Below are 14,292 nucleotides of genomic sequence, written 5' to 3'. Positions count from 1 at the left end.
GAACTCCAAAGGAATGCGTATCGTCCTGATGGGCCCCCCGGGTGCCGGCAAGGGCACCCAGGCAAAGGTGATTGCCAACCACTTCGGCATCCCGGCCATCTCCACCGGTGACATCTTCCGCGCCAACGTCGCTGGCAAGACGCCGCTCGGCGTGGAGGCACAGCGCTACATGGACGCAGGGGAGTACGTCCCCGACGAGGTCACCAACTCGATGGTCCGCGACCGCCTGGCCCAGCCGGACGCCGAACCAGGCTTCCTGCTCGACGGCTATCCGCGCACCCTGGCGCAGGTCCAGGAGCTCGACTCGATGCTCGCCGACGCCGAGCAGCAGCTCGACGCCGCGGTCGTCCTCACCGCCGACCAGGACGAACTCGTCGCCCGCCTGTTGTCGCGCGCCGAGACCGAGGGACGCGCCGACGACACCGAGGACGTGATCCGGCACCGCCAGGAGGTCTACGCCAAGGAGACCGCCCCGCTGATCGAGGTCTACGGAGAGCGTGGCCTGGTGATCAGCGTCGACGGCATGGGCGAGATCGACGCCGTCACGCACCGGATCTTCGACGCGCTCGAGAACCTGCCCGGCTGAGCAGTGTTCGGCAGCCGCGGGATCCAGGTCAAGACTCCCGAGCAGATCGGCCTGATGCGGGTCGCCGGGCTGCTGGTCGGCGAGACCCTGGAGTTGCTCCGTACGTCGGTCCGCGCCGGGATCAGCACCGCAGAGCTCGACGCCATCGCGGAGGACAACATCCGCAGCGGCGGCGGGATCCCGTCGTTTAAGGGGTACGGCGACCCGCCGTTCCCCGGATCGATCTGCGCCTCGGTCAATGACGAGGTGGTGCACGGCGTACCCGGCGAGCGGGTCCTGGCAGAGGGAGACATCATCTCCATCGACTGCGGCGCGATCGTCGACGGATGGCACGGCGACGCCGCGATCACCGTGGCCGTGGGCGACGTACCTGACGACGTACAGGAACTGATGCGGGTGACCGAGGAGTCGATGTGGCGCGGATTCGCCGCAGCCCGGCTCGGCGGCCGCGTCGGCGACATCTCCCATGCGGTGGAGAGCTACGTGCGCAGCCAGGGGGACTACGGGATCCTCGAGGACTTCACCGGCCACGGCATCGGCACGGAGATGCACCAGCCGCCGAACGTGCCCAACGTCGGCCGCGCTGGTCGTGGACCACGATTGGTGCGCGGGATGGCCCTCGCCGTCGAGCCGATGGTGACGCTGGGCACCAAGCGGACTGCAGTCCTCGACGATGACTGGACCATCGTCACCACCGACACCAGCTGGGCCGCGCACTACGAACACACCTTCACGCTGACGCCCGACGGCCCCTGGGTGTTGACCGCGCTCGATGGCGGCGAGACACGCCTCACGGAACTGGGCGTGCCGTTCGGCGGCGCCTGACCTTCCACTAACGTGGTGGCCTGGACCCGGGTGCCAGTCCCGGTCCCGACCGCCCACTGACCCGGCGAGGAGCCGATGTCCCAGCCAAGCCATGACGATGCGAGCCAGTTGATCCTGCGGGTGAGCGTGGCGGGGAGCAGTCGTGACTTCGCGGATCCGGTGGTCATGGTCGGCCGGGATGCGCAGGCGCCGATCTCGCTGCCGCACCCCGACGTCTCGCGACGCCATGCCGAGTTCCGCCGGACCCGGCAGGGCTGGATGCTGGTCGACCTCGACTCGACCAACGGGACCTTTGTCTCCGAGCGCCGGATCGGCCAGGAACTGTTGCCCATCGGCGCTCCGGTGCGCATCGTGCTGGGCGGGGTCGAGGGGCCGGTCGTCGATGTCCTGGTGGTCGCTCCATCCGCGACGGGGACGTCTGCTCCCGTCGCCGAGCCGGCGGCGCCGTACCAGTCGATGCCGCCACCGCAGCCCGGTGCGGCTGCGCCCACCGGGCCTGCTGCGCCCACCGGGCCGGTCAGCCAGGGACCGGTTTCCCAGGGACCGGTGAACCACGGACCAGTCAGCCAGGCGCCCGTCCCGCAGGGGACCGGAATGCCGGATCCGGCGTACCTCAGCCAGATGCCACCGCCCCAGGCGTGGTACCCGGCCGGGCAGGGCTCGATGCCCCAACCACCACCCGGACACCTGGCCCACGGCCACACCGTGATGCCCGAGGACCTCGACGGCAACGGCATCCTCACCATCGGCCGCTCGCGCACGTGTGAGGTGATCCTGGACGACCCGCTCGTCTCGCGCCAGCACGCCACCATCACCATGGGCAATGCGCTGCCGATCCTGCGCGACCTCGACTCGTTCAACGGCACCTTCGTCAACGGTCGCCGACTCTCCGGCAGCATTCCGCTCTCGCCCGGCGACGAGGTCATCTTCGGCAACCAGACCTTCTCCTGGACCGGCACCAACCTGGCCTCGAAGGCGACGCGGACCGACCTGACCCTCTTCGCCGAGAACCTGACCACGGTGGCCAAGGGCGGCAAGCGGCTGCTGGAGAACATGTCCTTCGAGCTCGGGCCCTCCTCGCTCACGGCTGTGATCGGCCCCTCGGGCGCAGGAAAGTCGACCCTGCTCGGCGCCCTCACCGGGAGCAGCCCGGCCACCCACGGGCAGGTGATCTGGCAGGGCACCGACCTCTACAGCCACTACGAGCAGTTGCGCTTCCAGATCGGCCTGGTGCCCCAGTCCGACATCCAGCATCCCCAGCTCACCGTGCGCCAGGGCCTCTCGTACGCCGCCATGTTGCGGCTGCCACCCGACACCGAACCCGCAGAGCGCGGCCAGCGCGTGCAGCAGGTGGTCGGCCAGATGCAGCTCGAGCGCCAGATCGACAACCGGATCGGCACCCAGCTCTCGGGAGGCCAGCGCAAGCGCGTCTCCATCGCGACCGAGCTGCTCACCGCCCCGCCGCTGCTCTTCCTGGACGAGCCCACGTCGGGCTTGGATCCCGGCCTCGACCGCGACGTGATGCACCTGCTCCGCGGGCTGGCCGACGAGGGTCGCGTGGTGATGGTGGTGACCCACTCCGTGCTCGCCCTGGACGTGTGCGACAACGTGCTGGTGCTCGCTCCGGGTGGACGCCGCGCCTACTTCGGACCGCCCAGCGGAGTGCTGGAGTACTTCGGCTGCCGGAACTATCCCGAGGTCTTCGACATGCTCGACGACCACGACCTGTGGTCGCGGATCCCGGCGCCGCCGCAGACGGTGGAGACCGGTCGGTTGCCCGCGATGAACGCGCCGGTGAGCCAGCCGCCGCTGCAGTCGATGAGCCGCCAGTTCTGGACCCTGGTCCGCCGCAACCTGGCGGTCACCTTCTCCGACAAGCTCCTGTTGGCGATGCTGGTCATGCTGCCGCTGGTGCTGGGCGGGCTGAGTCGCGTCGTACCGGGGGATGCCGGCCTGAGCCTGGCCGAGACGGCCAACGCGAACGGTGGCCTGGACTCCCAGGAGGCGCTGACCCGGCTCACCATCCTGGTGATGGCCGCGTCCCTGATGGGCACGGCGGTGACGATCCGCGAACTGGTGGGGGAGCGGCCCATCTTCCAGCGCGAGTACGCCGTCGGCCTCTCGCCGGGCATGTACCTGCTCTCCAAGGTGGCCGTGCTGGGCACCGCCTGCTTCGGCCAGGGGCTCCTGGTCACCTGGCTGGCCACGGTCGGCCTGCCGGGTCCGGACGACGGCGGGTCCCTGGGCATGGGCCGGTTCGAGGTTGCCCTGGCGGTCGGCGCCCTGTGCTTCACGATGGCCGTGATGGGCCTGGCCGTCTCGGCCGTGGTCACCTCCAACGAGCAGACGATGCCAGCACTGGTCGGACTGGTGATGGTGCAACTGGTGCTCTGCGGAGCGCTGGTCCCGGTGGCGGGTCGGGCGGTCCTGGAGCAGTTGGCCTGGCTGGCCCCGGCGCGCTGGTCGTTCTCGGCGACGGCGTCGTCGGTGGACCTGCATGCGGCGCGGCGACTGGTGACCGACGAGGGCATCGACGGCCTCTACGACCAGGGCGTCCTGCAGTGGATGGGGAACATGACCATGGTGTGGGTGCTCTGCGCGCTGCTCCTCGCCGCTGCGTTCTGGCTGGTCCGTCGCAGTGCCACCACGCGCCACTGAGGAATAGGTGGTGCATGCACGGAGTTGTCCGGGTGTGAGCCACACTCCCGCCCTCTCCGTGCTTGACCTGGTGCCGGTGCGCACCGACCAGACGACCAGTGACGCGATCGCCGCCTCCCGCCGGCTGGCGCGCCTGGCGGACCGTTCCGGCTTCCGGCGCTACTGGATCGCCGAGCACCACAACATGCCGGCCGTGGCGGCGACCAATCCGCCGGTCCTGATCGGGATGCTGGCCGCGGCCACCGAGCGGATCCGGGTCGGCTCCGGTGGGGTGATGCTGCCCAACCACGCGCCGCTGGTGGTGGCCGAGCAGTTCGCCCTCCTCGAGGCCGCCTTCCCCGGCCGGATCGACCTGGGCATCGGTCGCGCACCGGGCACCGACCCGGTCACCAGTTATGCCCTGCGCCACGGCGCCGGCGGGGTGGGTGACGACGCGGTGGCGAGGTTCCCGGAGTACGTCGAGAACATCGTCGCGATGATGGACAAGGGCGGCGTCGGCCTCTCGGTGGCCGGACGGACCCACGAACTGAGGGCCACGCCACGGGCCACCTCGACCGCGGACGTGTGGTTGCTCGGATCCTCGGACTACTCCGCCAGGCTTGCCGCCGAACTGGGCCTGCCCTATGTCTTTGCCCACCACTTCGCCGGCCAGGGGCTTGCCGAGGCGCTGGAGTTGTACCGGACGAACTTCCGGCCCTCGGCGCTGCTGGCCGAGCCCCGCACCTTCCTCACCCTCAACGCGGCGGTCGCCGAGGATGCAGCGGAGGCGGAGCGGCTCGCCGCCCCCAACCTGCACATGATGAGCACCCTGCGCACCGGGCAGCCGCTGGGGCACCAGTTGCTCGTTGAGGAGGCGGAGCAGCGGGTCGCGATGCTGGCGCCTGCCCTGGTCGCCTCCTTGCGGCGCAACTGGGTGATCGGGGACCCGGCGAGCGCCGCCGAGGAGGTACGCCGCCTCGCTGCGACGTACGACGTGGACGAGGTGATGATCAGCCCGGTCGCCGGTGCCTTCGACGGCACGGCTCCGGACCGCAGCCCGGGCCGGGAGCAGACGCTGGAGTTGCTCGCCGGGGCGCTCTCCTGAGCCTGGCTCCGGCAGGTGGCCTGGTGGAGCGATTAGGGGTTCCCCCGGGTTGCGACTAGACTGACGTGTCGGCCCAACGTGGGTTCGTTTCGTGGTGCCTCGCGGCTGCCCGAAGCACGCGGCAGATCACCTCTCCGGGGGTGTCGCCGTGCGCTGTGGGAAATGAGGTACCACGGGCAACCTCACGAGGTCCACCTCCCTGCGGGGAGGAGGTTCGCGGGCCACCCGGCACCACCTGGTCAGGAACCAGGCGGGACCGGTGCACCAAAGGTAGACGTGTACGCGACGACAGATTGTGGAGGACATGCCGAAGAAAGAGGGCGTGATCGAACTCGAGGGCACCATTACGGAGGCCCTTCCCAACGCGATGTTCCGGGTGGAGCTGAGCAACGGACACAAGGTGCTCGCGCACATCAGCGGCAAGATGCGCCAGCACTACATCCGGATCCTCCCCGAGGACCGGGTCGTGGTGGAGCTCTCGCCGTACGACCTCACCCGGGGTCGGATCGTCTACCGCTACAAGTAACAGCCGAAACCAGAACCGAAAGGACCATCCTCGTGAAGGTCAAGCCGAGCGTGGGCAAGATGTGTGACAAGTGCAAGGTGATTCGTCGCCACGGCCGCGTCATGGTCATCTGCGAGAACCCCCGCCACAAGCAACGTCAGGGCTGAGGAGTGAGCCGAAGCGGTGCCGAGGAACGAGGCCCCGCGTAGGCGAGTCCCGCAGGTCCTGACAAGTTCAAGACAGTCAGGGCCCGCAGGCCGGGCAGGTGCGCAACAAGCATCCGCCGTACGAACAGCACAACTGAATACAACGACAACGTGATCGCTTAGGCCGCAGTGTCCCTCGGGGCGCAAGGGCCGAATCACCTCCGGAGCAGAAGGCTGGAGCCTGGCCACGGGCCAGGGCGCGACACGACCGAAACCTCTGTGAACGACCGAGGGGGCAATCCCTCACAGAAAGGGCCTTCCATGGCACGCCTCGTTGGTGTGGACCTCCCGCGCGACAAGCGCATCGAGATCGCACTCACCTACATCTACGGCATCGGCCGTACCCGCGCCCAGCAGCTGCTGGCCGCAACGGGGGTCAACCCCAACCTTCGCGTCCACGAGCTGGGCGACGAGGAGCTGGTCAAGCTCCGCGACGAGATCGAAGCCAACTTCAAGATCGAGGGTGACCTCCGTCGCGAGGTCCAGGCAGACATCCGCCGCAAGATCGAGATCGGCAGCTATCAGGGTCGCCGTCACCGCATGGGCCTTCCGGTCCGCGGCCAGCGCACCAAGACCAACGCCCGCACCCGCAAGGGTCCGAAGCGCACGGTTGCCGGCAAGAAGAAGAAGTGATCCGTCGCCCATCGGCACGGCACTGATGCTTCCCATCTCGAACACACAGAGCTTCCAGGAAATCAGGAGAAACTGAATGCCTCCCAAGAGCCGCAGCGCGGCCGGCGCCAAGAAGGTGCGCCGCAAGGAGAAGAAGAACGTCGCCCAGGGCGAGGCCCACATCAAGAGCACGTTCAACAACACCATCGTCACGATCACCGACCCGACCGGTGCGGTGATCTCGTGGGCCTCTGCCGGCACCGTCGGCTTCAAGGGTTCCCGCAAGTCCACTCCGTTCGCTGCCCAGATGGCTGCCGAGGCCGCTGGCCGTCGCGCGATGGAGCACGGCATGAAGAAGATCGACGTCTTCGTCAAGGGCCCGGGCTCGGGCCGCGAGACGGCGATCCGTTCCCTGGGTGCGATCGGCCTCGAGGTCGGCACCATCCAGGACGTCACGCCCGCCCCGCACAACGGCTGCCGGCCGCCCAAGCGCCGCCGCGTCTGAATCCAGCATCGAGAACTAGGAGACTTTGAGAAATGGCCCGTTACACCGGCCCCATGACCAAGAAGTCGCGCCGTCTCGGTGTCGACCTCGTTGGTGGCGACCAGGCTTTCGAGCGTCGCCCCTACCCGCCCGGCCAGCACGGCCGCGGCCGCATCAAGGAGAGCGAGTACCTGCTCCAGCTGCGCGAGAAGCAGAAGGCGCGCATCTCCTACGGCATCCTGGAGAAGCAGTTCCACAACTACTACGTGGAGGCCTCGCGCCGCGCCGGCAAGACCGGTGACAACCTGCTCCAGCTGCTCGAGTGCCGTCTCGACAACGTGGTCTACCGCGCCGGCTTCGCCCGCACGCGTCGCCACGCGCGCCAGCTCGTGGTGCACGGTCACTTCAAGGTGAATGGCAAGAAGGTCAACATCCCGTCCTTCCAGGTCAGCGCCCACGACGTGATCGACGTGCGCGAGAAGTCGCTCGAGATGACCCCCTTCATCGTGGCTCGCGAGACCCACGGCGAGCGCGTCGTCCCGGCGTGGCTCGAGGCACTGCCGAACCGCATGCGGATTCTGGTCCACCAGCTTCCGGTTCGGGCACAGATCGACGTTCCGGTCCAGGAGCAGTTGATCGTCGAGTTCTACTCGAAGAAGTAATCCCTCCCTTTCGCCACTGCAGTTCGGGCCCGTCAAATGGTGGGCGGGCCCGGAAAGGAAAGAATCAGTGCTTATCGCTCAGCGCCCGTCCCTGTCGGAAGAGACTGTCGACGAGTTCCGCTCGCGCTTCGTGATCGAGCCGCTGGAGCCCGGCTTCGGCTACACGCTCGGCAACTCGCTGCGTCGCACCCTGCTCTCCTCGATCCCGGGGGCATCGGTGACCAGCATCAAGGTGGACGGCGTCCTCCACGAGTTCTCGACCATCGAGGGCGTCAAGGAGGACGTCACCGAGGTGATCCTGAACCTCAAGGGCCTCGTCGTTTCCTCGGAGCACGACGAGCCGGTCACCATGTACCTGCACAAGGCCGGTGCCGGTGACGTCACGGCTGCCGACATCCAGGCCCCGGCCGGTGTCGAGGTGCACAACCCCGAGCTGAAGATCGCCACCTTGTCCGAGAAGGGCAAGATCGACATGGAGCTCGTCGTCGAGCGCGGTCGCGGCTACGTCAGCGCGGTGCAGAACAAGGGTGCGGACAACGAGATCGGCCGGATGCCGGTCGACTCGATCTACTCGCCCGTCCTCAAGGTGACCTACAAGGTCGAGGCCACCCGTGTCGAACAGCGCACGGACTTCGACAAGCTGGTCATCGACGTGGAGACCAAGCCGTCGATCCGTCCCCGCGACGCCATCGCCTCGGCCGGTCACACCCTGGTCGAGCTCTTCGGCCTGGCCCGCGAGCTGAACGTCGAGGCCGAGGGCATCGACATCGGCCCGTCGCCGGTCGACGAGCAGCTTGCTGCCGACCTCGCCCTCCCGGTCGAGGACCTGCAGCTGACCGTCCGGTCCTACAACTGCCTCAAGCGCGAGGGCATCCACACCGTGGGTGAGCTCATCGGTCGCTCGGAGCAGGACCTGCTCGACATCCGCAACTTCGGTTCGAAGTCGATCGACGAGGTCAAGGCCAAGCTGGTCGAGATGGGCCTGTCCCTCAAGGACAGCGCGCCCGGCTTCGACCCGGCAACCGCCGTGGCGAACTACTCCGAGGACGACGACGACACCTACGTCGAGGACGAGCAGTACTGACCCGCCTGCCCAGGCAACAACCACCCATCTACTCCGGTACCTGATACGGCCGGGGAGAACTGAGAGAGAACAATGCCTACTCCCAAGAAGGGCACCCGCCTCGGCGGCAGCCCCGCGCACCAGCGGTTGATCCTGCGCAACCTGGCCACCGCGCTCTTCGAGCACGGTGCGATCACCACCACGGAGGCCAAGGCCCGCACGCTTCGCCCGTTCGCGGAGAAGCTGATCACCAAGGCGAAGAAGGGCGACTTGCACAACCGTCGCGAGGTGCTCAAGAGCATCACCGACAAGTCGGTCGTGCACATCCTCTTCACCGAGATCGCACCGGGCTTCGCCGAGCGTCCGGGTGGCTACACGCGGATCACCAAGCTGAACCCCCGCAAGGGCGACAACGCCCCGATGGCGGTCATCGAGCTGGTGACCGAGGCCTACAGCCCGAAGGCGCCGTCCACCAAGAAGACCGAGAAGGCCGCTGCGCCTGTCGAGGCAGAGGTGGCCGAGGCCGAGGAGGCCCCCGAGACCACCGAGGCCCCGGCCGAAGAGGTCGAGGCTGCTGCGGAGGAGACCACCGAGGTCGAGGCCGCTGCGGATGAGGCCGCCGAGGAAGGCGACGCCAAGTCCGAGTGATCTGATTGCAGGCCATGCGAGGGCCCGTCACCCTGTTGGGGTGGCGGGCCCTCGTGCTGCTCCGGGCCGGCCGTGGGGCCTCAGGCCCGGGCTCTCGCCCGGCCCAGTGCCCGGCGTTGGCCGGAGAGGCGGGTCTCGCCGAGGTCGGCGCGTTGCCCGGCGGCGTACCCACCCGGCATGCCGGATCCGGAGAGCGAGCGTTGCCTGGCGGTGCCCAGGCGGGGATAGGCGTCGTGCATGGCCTCGGTGACGGCCCGCGACCGGTCCGCCAGCACCAGGGTCGCCGAGCGGGCCCCCGGCGCGCTGCCTGCGTCGGCAGAACGGGTTGCGTCTGCTTCGGTGGCGGCCAACCGGCGTACGATCGCGACCCGGAACCCGGCCAGCCAGGAACGACGGAAGGCCGCCTTGTGCTCCCCGGGCGGCACCGGGGTGCGCGCCAGCAGGCCGGTGGCCTGCAGGAGCAGGCTGGTGAAGAGCAGGTCGGTGCGGACCAGGTCGGACTCATGGCCGAAGAGGTGGACGGCGTACACCTTGCCTTCGCTGGTGCGTTCGGTGCGCAGCACGGCGCGGCACCGCAACCGGGTGGCCACGTCGGCCAGGAGTTCTGCCTTGTCCTTGCCGAAGGGCCGCTCCAGGACGACGATCCGGTCACCCACGACGTCGGCACCGGGCACGGCCGCGGCGAGCAGGGCCGCATCGATGCCGTAGTCGGCAATCAGTTGCGCGGCCTTGGCGGTGTAGGTCTCTGCCTCTTGGCGGGTGGCTGCCTGGTCCTCGGCCTTGGCGAGCAGTTTGCGGATCTTGGCCAGGATCGGCGCATCCGCGCCGACCGGGTGCGTGTTCATGGGCGTCTCCTTCGGTCGTCGTACCCCGTGGACTCGGGGTGGAGGAGACAGGGTGACATCGACTGCCGACACTACGCGCCGCTCATCCACAGGCTTCGGGCGGGGACGCGCGTGAGAACGGCTGGTGGATCACCCTGAACCGACCCTGAGATCGGCGCGGACCCGTTGAGCCCATGGCCGTGACCCGCTGGGATAGGACCCGTGAAACGGACCAAGCGCATCCTCGTCCTCGTTGTCGGTGGCACCGTCGCCCTGCTCGTGGCTGCCACGGCATGGTTCGGCTGGGTGATGATCACGGCTCCGATCGACACCGTCGGCGAGGTCGACTTCGACCGCCCGCTGGCGATCCCGCCGCTGGCCGACTCGACGGTGGACGCGGACGGCGTACGCACCTTCGACCTGACCATGCAACGCGGAACGAGCGACCTGGGCCGCGAGGCACCGACTCCGACCTGGGGCGTGAACGGTGACTACCTGGGACCCACGGTCCGCGCTACCAGGGGCGAGCAGGTCCGAATCAACGTGACCAACCGGCTGGGGGAGTCCTCGACCTTGCACTGGCACGGCATGCACTTGCCGGCAGCCATGGACGGTGGCCCGCACCAGATGGTCGGTGACGGGGAGACCTGGTCGCCCAGCTGGGAGATCAACCAACCGGCCGCGACCCTCTGGTATCACCCGCATCCGCACGGCAGGACCGCCGAGCACGTCTATCGCGGGGTCGCCGGGATGTTCATCATCGACGACGAGAACGAGGTGGACCTGCCCAGCGAGTACGGCGTGGACGACGTCCCGGTGATTGTCCAGGACAAGTTGTTCGACGGGTCCGACCTGGAACTCTCCCACGGCATCTTCCGCAGCACCGGGATCCTCGGTGACCACGTCCTGGTCAACGGCACCCCCGGCCCCTATCTGGAGGTGACCACCGAACGGGTCCGGTTGCGGGTGCTGAACGGCTCGAACGCGCGGATCTACAACTTCGTCCTCTCCGATGGTCGACCCTTCCACCTGGTCGGCACCGACGGGGGACTGCTGCCAACGTCGGCAACGATGACCAATCTCGAGGTCTCGCCGGGAGAACGCGCCGAGATCGTGGTCGAGATGCAACCGGGCGATGACGTGGTGCTGCGCAGTGAGCAACTGGTCAGCAAGGCAGGGCGGTTGGCCGGGGAGAAGGACCGGCTCGACATCATGGAGCTGCGAGCCGCCGAGGAACTGGCGGAGAGCCCGGAGCTCCCCGAGACCATGGCCGCGGCGCCCGACCTGGCCGACGACGACATCGCGACGACCCGGCAGTTCGACCTCTCCGGGACCAGGATCAACGGCCGCGAGATGGACATGGCCCGGATCGACCACGCTGTCGAGTTGGACACCACCGAGCTGTGGCGGGTCCGCAACCGGGACGGAAACCCGCACAACTTCCACGTCCACGACGTTCAGTTCCAGGTGAGGTCGTACGACGGCCGCGAACCGCCTCCCCACCTGCGCGGCTGGAAGGACACCATCTGGCTGCCGCAGGGGATTGAGGCCGAACTCCTGCTCCGGTTCACCGACCATGCCGATCCGGACGTGCCCTACATGTTCCACTGCCACCTGCTGCGGCACGAGGACCAGGGAATGATGGGCCAGTTCGTCGTGGTCGAGCCGGGAGACCGAGCAGGCGAAATGCCCGACAGCGAGAGCCACGATCACCACTGACCTGCGCCGCATGTGCTCCGCTGTGGTTGGTTTCCACCTCGCTGGCGGGGTGCAGACCGCCGCGGACGGGGCGTTACTCGTGCGGTGCGCAAGCGTGACAGGATGCAGGGCGTGCGGATCCGGATCGACCTTGCCTACGACGGCACCGACTTCAAGGGCTGGGCACGCCAGCCCGCGCTGCGGACCGTGCAGGGCGAGTTCGAGGCTGCGCTGGCGACCGTGCTGCGGGTGCCCGAGGTGCAGGTCACCTGTGCGGGGAGGACCGACACCGGGGTCCATGCACGTGGCCAGGTGCTCCATCTCGACCTTGCCGACGACGTCTTTGAAGCCGCCGCAGGCAGGTCCGGACGACCGCCACTCGAAGCGCTGGCCCGGCGCCTGAACGGGATCCTGCCCGCCGACATCCGGGTACGTCGTACCAGCGCGGCGCCCGAAGGGTTCGATGCCCGCTTCTCCGCCGTCTGGCGCCGCTATGCCTACCGGGTCGCCGACCGGGCCGAACTGGTGGATCCGCTCACGCGCGGCCACGTGCTCGCCTGGCCACGTGAACTCGACGTGGACGCGATGAACCTGGCCGCGCAGCACCTGGTGGGCTTCCACGACTTCGCCTCCTTCTGCAAGGCACGTGACGGAGCGACGACGATCCGCACCTTGCTGGACCTGGAGTGGCGGCGTACGGACGACGGCCTGGCCGAGCTCACCGTGCGGGCCGATGCGTTCTGCCACAACATGGTCCGCGCCCTGACCGGGTGCCTGCTGGCGATCGGCGACGGGCGCCAGCCAGCGGCGTGGGCCGGCGAGATCCTCGCTGCGCTCGAGCGCGACCCCCGCGTCGGCGTGGTCCCGGCCCACGGGCTGACCCTGGAGGAGGTCGGCTACCCCGACGGCATCGAACTGATCCGCCAGGCCGAGCGGGCCCGGAACAAGAGGGAGGCACCATGACCGACCACTACTTCTCTGCCGACCCGACGGCGCCGTTCGAGCGTGAGGAGTTCACCTGCCGCGTGTGGCACCACGAGTTGACGTTGGCCAGCGGCGCCGGCGTCTTCAGCAGGGGGCACCTGGACCACGCCACCGCGGTGCTGCTCCGCGAACTGGAACCGCCGGTCCAGGGGCGGTTCCTGGACCTTGGTTGTGGCTATGGTCCGATCGGGCTGGCCATCGCGGTGGCGGTGCCGCTCTCGTCGGTCACCGGGGTCGAGGTCAACGACCGGGCGATCATGCTGGCCAACGAGAATGCCCGCGCGCTCGGGGTCTCCGGGCGCTTCGTGGCATGCCGGCCGGAGCAGGTGCCCACCGACATGGTCTTCGACGAGATCTGGTCCAACCCACCGATCAGGATCGGCAAGGAGGCGCTGCACGAGCTGCTGCTCACCTGGCTGCCCCGGCTTGCCCCCGGAGGGCGGATGGTGATGGTGGTGGGGAAGAACCTCGGCGCCGACTCACTGCAGCGCTGGCTGGTCGAGCAGGGGTGGCCCACCGAGCGGCTGGCCAGCGCCAAGGGGTTCCGGGTGCTGGAAGTACGGCGCGGCTGAGGGCTGACTCGGCCGTCCGGTCAGCCAGCCGCCTCGAGCAGGGGAACCAGTTGCTTGCGGAGCTCGGGCTCCAGGGTGCGGGCGTAGGTGTCGGTCAGGTGGGAGGTCTGGCGGTAGACGAGCACGTTGCCGATCACGGGCACGCACTGTTCGTCGGGGCAGATGTAGTCGTTGAGGTCGATCAGGGTGACGTTGTCGACCCGTTCGGCGGCGGCACGTTGCACCGGGGCGGCGCTGGTCCGTGTGCCTTCGTCGCGGTCGAAGGTGCACTTGGCCAGGTCGTCCGGGTTGTCAGCAACGCACTCATAGACGGTGAGGTCGGGGGTGGGGTTGTCAACGATCGTGGCCACGGGGATGCCGACGTCGGCGAGCTGTTGCCAGCGCTCGGCGACTGCGTCCACCATGGCGTCGCTGTCGCCACTGTCGGGGTCGGTCGGGTCCGTCAGCGCGGCATTGCTCCGCTGCGAGTTGAGCAGCAGGTCGGGCTTGAGGTCGAGTACCTCATCGAGCACCTGGTCGTTCCAGTCGGCACAGTTGGTGTACGGCGCACCGCTGCGTGCCTGCATTCCCGTGCTGAAGGCGCAGGCGGACATGGTGAACGAGATGACGTGCCAGCCCTCGTCCTCGGCGATCCGGGTCAACGGGCTCTCGTACTGCAGGACCTTCGAATCACCGACGACGACGATGACGGTCTCGGAGTCGAGGTCGCCGTATTCACATGTGATCGGGGTTGAGTCGAGTTCGGTCTGCTGGCAGCCGTTCGGGTACGCCGCGGGGACGTCCTCGGCTGCCTGGGCAGCGTCGGGGACGAACCATTCGATGTCCGCAAGCCCCTCGACGGTTCCTGCGCCGGACTGGTCGAAGACCGCCGCTCCCTGGCT

At 68.5% G+C, this 14,292-nt stretch carries 16 protein-coding genes; 14 read left to right on the top strand and 2 right to left on the bottom strand.

The annotated features are described in order from the left end of the window. Positions 1-13 precede the first annotated feature (13 nt). From Q9R27_RS17080 to rplQ, 11 genes are all read left to right on the top strand, one after another. Complete coding sequence (locus tag Q9R27_RS17080; RefSeq protein ID WP_311253709.1) at positions 14-586, top strand: adenylate kinase; 573 nt, start codon at positions 14-16, stop codon at positions 584-586. A 3-nt stretch (positions 587-589) separates the two neighbouring features. Then, the gene (gene map / locus Q9R27_RS17075; RefSeq protein ID WP_311253611.1) at positions 590-1,411 is read left to right on the top strand and encodes a type I methionyl aminopeptidase; all 822 of its coding nucleotides are present in this window, start codon (positions 590-592) and stop codon (positions 1,409-1,411) included. Positions 1,412-1,486: 75 nt separating this feature from the next. Next, complete coding sequence (locus tag Q9R27_RS17070) at positions 1,487-4,069, top strand: FHA domain-containing protein (RefSeq protein WP_311253610.1); 2,583 nt, start codon at positions 1,487-1,489, stop codon at positions 4,067-4,069. A 34-nt stretch (positions 4,070-4,103) separates the two neighbouring features. Then, on the top strand, positions 4,104-5,153 hold the full coding sequence (locus tag Q9R27_RS17065) for an LLM class flavin-dependent oxidoreductase (protein ID WP_311253609.1): 1,050 nt from the start codon (positions 4,104-4,106) through the stop codon (positions 5,151-5,153). A gap of 304 nt (positions 5,154-5,457) precedes the next feature. Next, the gene (infA, locus tag Q9R27_RS17060; RefSeq protein WP_026145687.1) at positions 5,458-5,679 is read left to right on the top strand and encodes a translation initiation factor IF-1; all 222 of its coding nucleotides are present in this window, start codon (positions 5,458-5,460) and stop codon (positions 5,677-5,679) included. A 32-nt stretch (positions 5,680-5,711) separates the two neighbouring features. Further along, entirely contained in the window at positions 5,712-5,825 is a 114-nt protein-coding gene (rpmJ, locus tag Q9R27_RS17055) for a 50S ribosomal protein L36 (protein WP_056681713.1), read from the top strand. A gap of 300 nt (positions 5,826-6,125) precedes the next feature. Next, positions 6,126-6,497 carry a 30S ribosomal protein S13 gene (rpsM, locus tag Q9R27_RS17050; RefSeq protein ID WP_120060197.1) on the top strand — a complete coding sequence of 124 codons (372 nt, stop codon included), beginning with the start codon at positions 6,126-6,128 and terminating at the stop codon, positions 6,495-6,497. A 76-nt stretch (positions 6,498-6,573) separates the two neighbouring features. Beyond that, positions 6,574-6,981 (top strand): 30S ribosomal protein S11, encoded by a 408-nt coding sequence (rpsK, locus tag Q9R27_RS17045; protein WP_311253608.1) that lies wholly within the window; start codon positions 6,574-6,576, stop codon positions 6,979-6,981. 32 nt (positions 6,982-7,013) lie between these two features. Next, positions 7,014-7,622: a 30S ribosomal protein S4 gene (rpsD, locus tag Q9R27_RS17040; protein WP_311253607.1), complete on the top strand. Its 609-nt coding sequence runs from the start codon at positions 7,014-7,016 to the stop codon at positions 7,620-7,622. Positions 7,623-7,689: 67 nt separating this feature from the next. Next, a complete protein-coding gene (locus tag Q9R27_RS17035; protein ID WP_311253606.1) occupies positions 7,690-8,706 on the top strand; it encodes a DNA-directed RNA polymerase subunit alpha in 1,017 nt (338 codons plus the stop codon). A 72-nt stretch (positions 8,707-8,778) separates the two neighbouring features. Next, positions 8,779-9,333, top strand: a complete 555-nt coding sequence (gene rplQ / locus Q9R27_RS17030) for a 50S ribosomal protein L17 (RefSeq protein ID WP_311253605.1) — start codon at positions 8,779-8,781, stop codon at positions 9,331-9,333. Between the two features lie 80 nt (positions 9,334-9,413). On the opposite strand, the gene Q9R27_RS17025 is transcribed toward rplQ, so the two are convergent. Next, on the bottom strand, positions 9,414-10,178 hold the full coding sequence (locus Q9R27_RS17025; protein ID WP_311253604.1) for a DUF2786 domain-containing protein: 765 nt from the start codon (positions 10,176-10,178) through the stop codon (positions 9,414-9,416). Between the two features lie 201 nt (positions 10,179-10,379). Here Q9R27_RS17025 and Q9R27_RS17020 point away from each other — a divergent pair, with 201 nt between their 5' ends. The 3 genes from Q9R27_RS17020 to Q9R27_RS17010 all read left to right on the top strand — a co-directional run bounded on the left by Q9R27_RS17020 (position 10,380) and on the right by Q9R27_RS17010 (position 13,411). Then, positions 10,380-11,876, top strand: a complete 1,497-nt coding sequence (locus Q9R27_RS17020; protein ID WP_311253603.1) for a multicopper oxidase domain-containing protein — start codon at positions 10,380-10,382, stop codon at positions 11,874-11,876. A 111-nt stretch (positions 11,877-11,987) separates the two neighbouring features. Further along, a complete protein-coding gene (gene truA / locus Q9R27_RS17015) occupies positions 11,988-12,818 on the top strand; it encodes a tRNA pseudouridine(38-40) synthase TruA (protein WP_311253602.1) in 831 nt (276 codons plus the stop codon). Continuing rightward, a complete protein-coding gene (locus tag Q9R27_RS17010; RefSeq protein WP_311253601.1) occupies positions 12,815-13,411 on the top strand; it encodes a methyltransferase in 597 nt (198 codons plus the stop codon). Before truA ends, Q9R27_RS17010 begins: the two co-directional genes overlap by 4 nt. Positions 13,412-13,431: 20 nt before the next feature. Here Q9R27_RS17010 and Q9R27_RS17005 read toward each other — a convergent pair. Further along, positions 13,432-14,292 (bottom strand): SGNH hydrolase domain-containing protein (locus tag Q9R27_RS17005; protein ID WP_311253600.1); only part of this gene is annotated, 861 nt, incomplete at its 5' end.

This window comes from Nocardioides sp. AE5, from assembly GCF_031844485.1.
GTDB lineage: Bacteria > Actinomycetota > Actinomycetes > Propionibacteriales > Nocardioidaceae > Nocardioides.
This window is presented reverse-complemented; position numbering and strand designations above follow the sequence as displayed.

What these genes read in the sequence shown, in the direction of transcription:
- Q9R27_RS17080 (WP_311253709.1), top strand. Translation starts at nt 14, where the DNA reads ATGCGTATCGTCCTGATGGGCCCCCCGGGTGCCGGCAAGGGCACCCAG.
- Q9R27_RS17070 (WP_311253610.1), top strand. Translation starts at nt 1,487, where the DNA reads ATGTCCCAGCCAAGCCATGACGATGCGAGCCAGTTGATCCTGCGGGTG.
- infA (WP_026145687.1), top strand. Translation starts at nt 5,458, where the DNA reads ATGCCGAAGAAAGAGGGCGTGATCGAACTCGAGGGCACCATTACGGAG.
- rpsM (WP_120060197.1), top strand. Translation starts at nt 6,126, where the DNA reads ATGGCACGCCTCGTTGGTGTGGACCTCCCGCGCGACAAGCGCATCGAG.
- rpsK (WP_311253608.1), top strand. Translation starts at nt 6,574, where the DNA reads ATGCCTCCCAAGAGCCGCAGCGCGGCCGGCGCCAAGAAGGTGCGCCGC.
- rpsD (WP_311253607.1), top strand. Translation starts at nt 7,014, where the DNA reads ATGGCCCGTTACACCGGCCCCATGACCAAGAAGTCGCGCCGTCTCGGT.
- rplQ (WP_311253605.1), top strand. Translation starts at nt 8,779, where the DNA reads ATGCCTACTCCCAAGAAGGGCACCCGCCTCGGCGGCAGCCCCGCGCAC.
- Q9R27_RS17025 (WP_311253604.1), bottom strand. Translation starts at nt 10,178, where the DNA reads ATGAACACGCACCCGGTCGGCGCGGATGCGCCGATCCTGGCCAAGATC.
- Q9R27_RS17010 (WP_311253601.1), top strand. Translation starts at nt 12,815, where the DNA reads ATGACCGACCACTACTTCTCTGCCGACCCGACGGCGCCGTTCGAGCGT.